Source organism: uncultured Vibrio sp., from assembly GCF_947488985.1.
Taxonomy (GTDB): Bacteria; Pseudomonadota; Gammaproteobacteria; order Enterobacterales; family Vibrionaceae; genus Vibrio.
Genome location: NZ_CANLBV010000123.1, coordinates 1 through 8,110 on the forward strand (window position 1 = coordinate 1; position 8,110 = coordinate 8,110).

Below are 8,110 nucleotides of genomic sequence, written 5' to 3' on the forward strand. Positions count from 1 at the left end.
CAGGCTCTTTGGCATCTCGAATTAATGATAACTTTCAAGTTCTCAAGCCTGCATCTTCAAGTTGAACGAGTATATATATTAAGTATATTGAAATGCTTGAATCAAAACCCCTGCGACATTTTCTGGCGGTTGCACAGTTTGGCAACTTTACTCAAGCCGCCAAAGCGCTGCATATAGCGCAGCCCGCGTTGAGTATTTCCATTAAAAAGTTAGAACAAACGCTTGAATTGGTTCTGTTTCGTCGAGGCGATAAAACGGTCACCTTAACCGAAGAGGGGAAAGTGCTGTTTGACCATGCGAAGCGAATTGCTCAGCAGTTTGATGATGCCCAACTGGCAATGAACGAGTTAAAGGGGTTAGAGAAAGGCGAGGTGCGACTCGGAGCGCCAAGCATGATGGGTAGCTATTTTTTCCCGCAAGTCGTGATGGCATTTAAGAGCCAATACCCAAACTTAAAATTGACTCTGATTGATGCGGGTACGGCCTCGATTCGTGAGATGTTATTAAACGGTGAGCTGGATATCGGAGTGGTCAACCATGAACATGTGCCCGATGATCTTGAAACAGACCACTTGTTGAGTTCCGAGATGCTGGCGGTGGTAGGTAAGGATCACCCATTGGCGTTAAAGTCATCCATTACCTTTGAAGAGTTTTTCGCTCAAGAGCTGATCATGTTTAAGTCGGGTTATTTCCACCGCGACTTTATCGATGCAACCTGCAAGAAGTACAACCTAGACATGACCATCGCGTTCGAAACCAATTTGTTGCCGATGATTCTATCTATCGTAAAGCGGGAGTTTGCGATCACCGCGTTGCTTAACTTAGTCACGGAGTATGAGGAGGATGTGGTCGGGGTCCCATTTAAAGAGCCGGTGAAGCTCAATCTCTCTTTGGCATGGAGAAAGCAGGGTTATCTTTCAAAGGCAGACCGTACCTTTATTGAGTTCGTTAAGCGCTACGTGTGATTGAATAATAAATAGATAAATAGATAAATAGATAAATAGATAAATAGATAAATAAATAGATAGAACGAAGCCCGCAGAACCTTGGTTGGATCGGCGGGCTTTGCTTGTCGATGGATGTGCCTCTTAGACCACGTTATGTGTTCTTTGAGTTATACATCTTGTCGAAGTTCTTTTGATTCCAACCGACCATCACTTGGTCGCCGATTTTAAGCACGGGGATAGAACGAGCACCCATCGCTTGCAATTCTTTACGGCCACGCTGCATTTTTGCATTGGTTAGGCGGTAAACAATTTTCTTTGAGTCCAAATAGCGCTGGGCATCTTTACAGTGCGGGCATTTGTCTGCGACGTACAATACAACACGTTTCATTTTGGCATTCTCTTGTTGAATCTAGCTCTTGTTGAATCTCGCTAAAGTGTAACGAATCCTAGGTGATTAGAAAAGTGTGATCAGTTACACTATACGGCTCAATTTTCAAGACCACAACGTATTGTCGTGGCGCAACTGGTACAGTCTTTCAGCATGCATCCTTCCTTACGCTATATTCAAGGCTATCCGAAGCACATTATTGAACCTGTGACTCAACTGGTTGAGTCGGGTAAATTGGTGCCGTGGTTTGAAGCTCGCTACCCAAAGAATCATGAAATAAAAAGCGAGAAAGCCCTGTTTGACTATGCGATTGAGATAAAAAATCGCTACATGAAAAAAACACCACCAATCAGCAAAGTGATTTACGATGGCAAGATCCATCTCATCAATAATGCATTAGGGCTTCACTCTTACGTGGCCAAAAATCACGGTGGGAAGATCAAATCGAAGAATGAGATTCGTATCGCCAGTGTCTTTAAAAATGCACCAGAACCTTTGCTAAGAATGCTGGTGGTACACGAACTGGCGCATATCAAAGAGAAAGAGCACGACAAAGCCTTTTACCAACTATGCTGTCACATGGAACCGGACTATCATCAACTTGAGTTAGATGCCCGTTTATTCATGATGTATTTAGATTTAAAGAAGTAGCCCAATGAGCCAATCACAAAATAGAACCACGCTAAGCCTGTCGAAAAATAGCGCCTCTGATAAAAACCGTAACAATGCGGATTCAAAAGCGGCTGGACAGAATAAAGCCAAGCGAGTTTCTGGTAAACCAACCAATAATAAAGGCGGGGCGGGTAAAGCACCGTTTAAGAAAGGCAATTCGAATAAGTGCGTACCAAAAAGATCTAGCGGTTCGCAACGTAACAAGAAGAATTCTAAACCAGTGGGCGGGCTGCACCCGAGAAACCAGCACACAGGTCGCTACGACTTCGAATTGTTGGTTGCTGCGTTACCTGAGTTAAAAGAGCACTTGATTAAGAACCCTGTTGGTGAAGATACGATCAACTTCTCGGACCCATTGGCGGTTAAGTTACTTAACAAGGCACTGCTGGCCCATCACTATGGCGTTAAGCATTGGGATATTCCCGCGGGTTACCTATGTCCACCCATTCCAGGCCGTGCTGACTACATCCACAGAGTGGCAGACATCCTCAATAGTGATGTTCAAGGCGAACCTTACAAACACGCTTCTGTAAAAGCATTGGATATTGGTGTCGGCGCAAACTGTATCTACCCAATCATTGGTACTACCGAGTATAAGTGGCGTTGTACGGGGAGCGATGTTGATCCTGTATCAATCAAAACCGCGAACTTCATTGCTGAAAGTAACCCCAACCTAAAAGGGAAGATCCGAGCTCGCTTGCAAGCGGACTCTGAATTCATCTTTAAGGGTGTCATTAAGGATAATGAACGTTACGACGTCACTATTTGTAACCCTCCATTCCACAGCTCTCTGGAAGAGGCGCAAAAAGGGTCGCAACGTAAACTGGACAACCTAGCGGCGAACCGTGCTAAGAAAGCAGGCAAGGCGCTTAAGCCAGAAACAAATAAAGCGTTTAAGCCCGAAATGCACCAAAAGTCAGCGAAGCAAGATAAACCGATTTTAAACTTCGGAGGTCAAAAAGCCGAGCTTTGGTGCCCAGGTGGCGAAGCGGCTTTCATTATGAAAATGGCGAGAGAGAGCCAAAGCTTTGCAACGCAAGTATTGTGGTTTACGACATTGATTTCGAAGAAAGACAACGTCGATATGCTTCGTTCAGAATTGGGTAAGCTACGAGCTAAACAAGTAAGAGTGGTTGAGATGTCGCAAGGCCAGAAGGTGAGTCGCTTTATCGCTTGGACCTTTATGGACGACGAGCAAAGACAAGAATGGATCGCGCTTAAATAGTGATTGTAATTCGTTAAGATATTAAGCTGAAATACGCACGGGCTTGTTGTTAACGTAACAAGCCCGTTTTTGTGTTTTGCATATAAGCTAAGCTGTATTATACCAATCACAGTAAGTAAGTGATCAGAAATAGCGCAGGAAAAATGCTTGAGAACAAGGCGGGATTTTTCGATAAGTAGTTATTCTACAATCAAAAATTCTAACGCAGTTATCGAGCGTTTTAACAAGCTAGGGTGACCAGTTATTTACTACGATTGGTATTAGTACCACTAAGCCGAAAGCAATTCATCTAACTTACTCTGATATTTCTTCTCAAGAGCACCGTTTCCCGCTTTGTTTTCCAGTTCGACCAAGATCTTAAGTGAAGGGATTTGATAACCATACCGTTGGTGGAATTTGAATAAACGCAGCCTAGCTTCATCGTAGTCCGCGTCATTCACTTCAATCTTTGATAGCTGGAGAATCGATTTGACTCGGTTTGGATCGTGGTCAATCGCTCTAGCGAAGTAATGTTTAGCTTGGTCTGTATTACCGGCCTTAAATGCGCAAAATGCCGCATTTTCATAGCTTGCAGACACGAGGTAATAATAGGACTGATCGATAGCGCGATTAAAGTATTGGTCGGCTTGTTCGTACTCGCCTTGTTTACACAGAAACGTACCATAGTTGTTTAATACGTTGCCGTTTTTTGCGTCTAGCCTCAGTGCTTTTTGATAAGCACCTCTCGCCTCTTCTATTTCGCCAACTTGCTCGTAATAGTGCGCCATTGAAAGGCGAGCGCGGTAGTAGCTAGGGGCATGTTTGACTGCCAGCTCAAGGTTCTCACGGGCTCTTACCATATTACCTTGTCCCATATACCCAAGCCCTAGCTCAATGCGAGACTCAGACATCGCAATCGGATCACTTTCAATTTTAGGCGGACCTTCGGTTACGGAGACACAACCCATAAGGCACAATGATGCGAGTAAGGTGAAGTGTGATAATCGAAATCTAGCGTGCATATTCCGTTCCTTAGCGCCCAACATGCTTTGAAATTATTTTTCATTGATAGGCGGGGTTCTGAGTGGGCGAATTTTTTGTAAACAAGCACCTATCATATGAAATCAAGGTTGTGGAGTGGGGAGCTCGATGGGGGAGTGCGACTCACACGCCATAAAAAAGCCGCATTCAATACGGAGCTTGTGAGCAAGGTATATAAAACGGCTTTAGATATGCTGTATTAGAACAAAGAATTAGTCGTCTTTGGTGAAATTATCTTCACTGAATTTATCCAAATCGTAAGGCGTTTGTTGGTAAACGCAGTAGTTTAGCCAGTTAGAGAACAGCAAGTGTCCATGACTGCGCCAGCTTGCGACTGGTTTGTTGTCTGGATTATTGTTCGGATAGTAGTTAATCGGGATCACCGGCTCCATGCCTTCGCCTAAATCACGAACGTATTCAGTGTGCAGTGTATGAGCATCGTATTCAGGGTGACCCGTCACAAACACATTTCGCTTATCTTTAGTCGCTGCTAAGTAAACTCCCGCGACATCCGACGTTGCAAGAATATCCAATTCGGTGTTGTCGGCGAGGTATTCTGGCGAGAAATCAGCGTATCGTGAGTGCGGCGCTAAGAAATTATCATCAAAGCCGCGCAAAAGCGGGTGGAAAGGCTGGTGTATCTCGTGATTGTAAACGCCGGAGAGCTTCTCTTTACGAGTTCGCTTAGGCAAATCGTATAGCAACTTCAAGCCTGCTTGAGCCGCCCAACACACATACAGGGTCGATGTCACATGCTTGTTCGCCCACTCCATAATGGTTTGTAGGTGATCCCAATAGATCACGTCTTCAAATTGAACCAACCCCAGCGGTGCTCCTGTGATGATCAGGCCATCAAAGTTTCTCTCTTTGACCATTTCGAATTGGCGGTAGAAGTTATCAAGGTGTTCCGTTGGGGTGTTCTTACTTGGTCGATCATCGATACGCAGCAGTTCGATATCAACCTGAAGGGGACTGTTGGATAATAGGCGCAAAAATTGAGTTTCAGTCTCAATTTTTTTCGGCATTAGGTTGAGGATCAAGACTCGAAGTGGACGGATTTCCTGTGTCGATGCTCTTGATACCGGCATCACAAAGATGTTCTCTTCACGAAGCACATCGGATGCGGGTAGTTGATCTGGAATGCGAATAGGCACAGCTTTCTCCCTAAGCTAGATATTTAGACGTCTATACTTCTGAATTTATAATAGTTTGCTACGCTTGTCGATATCCAAAGTGCAGACTTGTCATATTTTTAGCTGCCTTTGAAGTATCAAAGGTCATTTTCTCTATCTATTACAGAACGACCTATTACAGCGCCTTCAATTAAAGCGTTGCTATTTAATCACTATCATTTAGAGCACTAACTCATTTAGAACACTATCGCTCAGTTTACTTGACTGAAGGATGATTTTACTGAACAGATAAATTGACTGCTGCACAGGTGTTGGAATGGGTGCGGTTCAAGATTATCTAAGCCATGACTCGCATTATGAGATAAACTCACATTTTCCAATCTGTTCTATAAAGTGGCACATGAAGTTGATACTCATTCGAGGGCTACCAGGCTCCGGAAAGTCTACCAAAGCAAAAACCTACAATGCATTGCATCTAGAAGCGGATATGTATTTTGTGAACGAGCAGGGTGACTACTGTTTTGACCCTTGGCAGCTTGGGCTGGCGCACGAGTGGTGTCAGAATTCAACAGAAAACGGGCTAAAGCAGGGGCTTGATGTGGTGGTGTCCAATACCTTTATTAAGCAGTGGGAGATGAAGGCCTACCGCCAACTTGCACGAAAATATAAGGCAGAATTGATCATCGAAGTATGCCGTGAGCAATTTGGTAGCATTCACAACATCGAGCCATCGGTGATTAAGCGCATGGCGAGAGATTGGCAAGAATAGCTCTGTACTTCTAGCTAATGAGTGTCTGGCTAGCGAGTCAAAGTTAAAGTGACAGTCAAAAAATGATAAAATTAAGTAATAACACTAGGTACTAACACAATGGCAAAGCGATCGGCAATCGTGGACATGACATCTTACGGCATTTATACAACGTGGGATTCTAAATCGAAAGACCTTCCAAAAATTCAAGAGTTTACTACTATCGTTGATGCTGAAATCGACGTCGAGTTTGGCTATATCTTGAACATTAAAAAAGCCAAAGGTGAAAAGATCCGTTACTGCATCTATCACCCGAACATCACCACAGACAAAGGCGAAGTACTCGAACCGTTCGATGGCGAAGAGTATGTCGGCAACAACGATTGGGATTTCTATTTGGGTGATACTATTTGGGCTCCGATTGCCAATAAGATTGGTAAATGGCGCATGACGGTTGAACTGAAAGGGAACATCATCGCGGATAAAACGTTCGACCTTGTGGCAAAAGATGAAGGGCAGTTTTGGAAGCGTCGCGGCTTTTAAGCGAAGCTAGGCTTTGTCGCTGTCAATTGACATCTCATCAGGCACGTGATTAACCTGATGAGATATGTTTAGTGATTATTGAGTCACGTAAGCCGCGATAAACTCAGAGATAGCCACCATGTCTTTTACTGCAATGTACTCTTCTGTGGTGTGAACCTTTGACATGCCTGTAGAAAGGTTTACCGTTGTTAAACCTTTAGCATAGAAGTTGTTTGCATCACTACCGCCGCCAGTGCTTTGAGTTTGCATTGTGATACCCAGTTTATCAAATGCTGACTTGATAGAGAGAATATGCGGGTGATCATCTGCGATAACGAACGCATCGTAAGCACGCGTTGATTCGATTTCTACTTCGGCACCAAACTGTTTAGCACTTGCTTCAAAAGTTGAAATCATGTGGTCAACTTGAGCGGCCAATTTGTCACCGTTTAGTGAACGCGCTTCAGCAACAACTTTTATCTCTGGCATTACGATGTTAGTCGCTTGACCACCTTCAACGATACCTACGTTTGCGGTTGTTTCTTCATCAATACGCAGAAGGTTCATTTTGGTGATTGCGTCCGCAGCTACCTGAATGGCACTGATGCCTTCTTCTGGTGCTAAACCGGCGTGAGCTGGGCGGCCTTTAATTGTCGCAACAATTTTTTGTTGACCCGGCGCGACGTTGATCACTGTACCAATTGGGCCGCCTGAATCGAGTACAATCGCGTTATCTGCTTGAATACGAGACATATCGAAGTGGAATGAACCGAACAAGCCACCTTCTTCGAATACCGTAAAGGCAAGCTCAATGGTTTTGTGCTCTTGGCCTTCTGCCTTCAGGCAGCGAACCACTTCCATGATTGCAGCAATACCTGACTTGTCATCACCGCCTAAGATAGTGTTACCTTTTGAGCGGATAATACCGTCTTCAATGATCGGCTCAATGCCAATACCCGGTGTGACTGTGTCCATGTGGCAGCTAAATACAATGCTTCCTGGCAGTGTGCCATCGAGACGAGCGTAGATGTTGAAGCCGTTAGACAAGTCTTCTGGAACCGCTAGCTTGTGAACTTCAAAACCCAGCTCACCTAATTGCTCAGCCAGTGCTTCAGCAATGGCTTTTTCGTTGCCAGATTCACTGTCAATTTTTACTAGATCGCAGAAGTGTTCGACAAGGCGTTGCTCATTAATTTGGGTCATTGTTAATTCTCATGATGCTTCCGCTGATTTCAAAGAAGTCGCGGAGGAAGGAACAGGAGCAATACTATACCGTCATTAAAGGGCACGATTGTCTGAGTTAAATCAAGAAAGTTGCCTGATCATGCTAAATGGTATGACAAATACATCTCAATTTATCCAGAGCGTCGCGTATAGCTATATACCCGTGATCATTGAAGGTGCTTGATTTTTAGTAAAATCAGGATCATGCTACGAACTATGATAATTACACTG

9 protein-coding genes are annotated in these 8,110 nt (G+C 44.2%); 5 read left to right on the plus strand and 4 right to left on the minus strand.

Annotated elements, in window-relative coordinates; translation table 11 throughout:
* The first annotated feature begins 92 nt into the window (after positions 1-92).
* Positions 93-965: a LysR substrate-binding domain-containing protein gene (locus Q1A70_RS17885; protein WP_299694814.1), complete on the plus strand. Its 873-nt coding sequence runs from the start codon at positions 93-95 to the stop codon at positions 963-965.
* Between the two features lie 133 nt (positions 966-1,098).
* Here Q1A70_RS17885 and Q1A70_RS17890 read toward each other — a convergent pair whose 3' ends face one another.
* Positions 1,099-1,335, minus strand: coding sequence for a glutaredoxin family protein (locus tag Q1A70_RS17890; protein WP_016786183.1), 237 nt, complete (start codon positions 1,333-1,335; stop codon positions 1,099-1,101).
* A gap of 153 nt (positions 1,336-1,488) precedes the next feature.
* Between Q1A70_RS17890 and Q1A70_RS17895 the strand changes: the two genes are divergently transcribed.
* Entirely contained in the window at positions 1,489-1,986 is a 498-nt protein-coding gene (locus tag Q1A70_RS17895; RefSeq protein WP_299694817.1) for a M48 family metallopeptidase, read from the plus strand.
* 4 nt (positions 1,987-1,990) lie between these two features.
* A complete protein-coding gene (rlmF, locus tag Q1A70_RS17900; RefSeq protein ID WP_299694819.1) occupies positions 1,991-3,232 on the plus strand; it encodes a 23S rRNA (adenine(1618)-N(6))-methyltransferase RlmF in 1,242 nt (413 codons plus the stop codon).
* Between the two features lie 269 nt (positions 3,233-3,501).
* Here rlmF and pilW read toward each other — a convergent pair whose 3' ends face one another.
* Together pilW and metA are read right to left on the minus strand one after the other, a co-directional pair.
* Entirely contained in the window at positions 3,502-4,233 is a 732-nt protein-coding gene (gene pilW / locus Q1A70_RS17905; protein ID WP_299694821.1) for a type IV pilus biogenesis/stability protein PilW, read from the minus strand.
* Positions 4,234-4,464: 231 nt separating this feature from the next.
* A complete protein-coding gene (metA, locus tag Q1A70_RS17910; protein ID WP_299694823.1) occupies positions 4,465-5,406 on the minus strand; it encodes a homoserine O-succinyltransferase in 942 nt (313 codons plus the stop codon).
* Between the two features lie 379 nt (positions 5,407-5,785).
* Between metA and Q1A70_RS17915 the strand changes: the two genes are divergently transcribed.
* Positions 5,786-6,154: an ATP-binding protein gene (locus Q1A70_RS17915; protein ID WP_299694825.1), complete on the plus strand. Its 369-nt coding sequence runs from the start codon at positions 5,786-5,788 to the stop codon at positions 6,152-6,154.
* Positions 6,155-6,253: 99 nt separating this feature from the next.
* Positions 6,254-6,676: a DUF3859 domain-containing protein gene (locus tag Q1A70_RS17920; RefSeq protein ID WP_299694827.1), complete on the plus strand. Its 423-nt coding sequence runs from the start codon at positions 6,254-6,256 to the stop codon at positions 6,674-6,676.
* Positions 6,677-6,751: 75 nt separating this feature from the next.
* Here Q1A70_RS17920 and Q1A70_RS17925 read toward each other — a convergent pair whose 3' ends face one another.
* On the minus strand, positions 6,752-7,858 hold the full coding sequence (locus tag Q1A70_RS17925) for a M20/M25/M40 family metallo-hydrolase (protein WP_299694829.1): 1,107 nt from the start codon (positions 7,856-7,858) through the stop codon (positions 6,752-6,754).
* Positions 7,859-8,110: the final 252 nt, after the last annotated feature.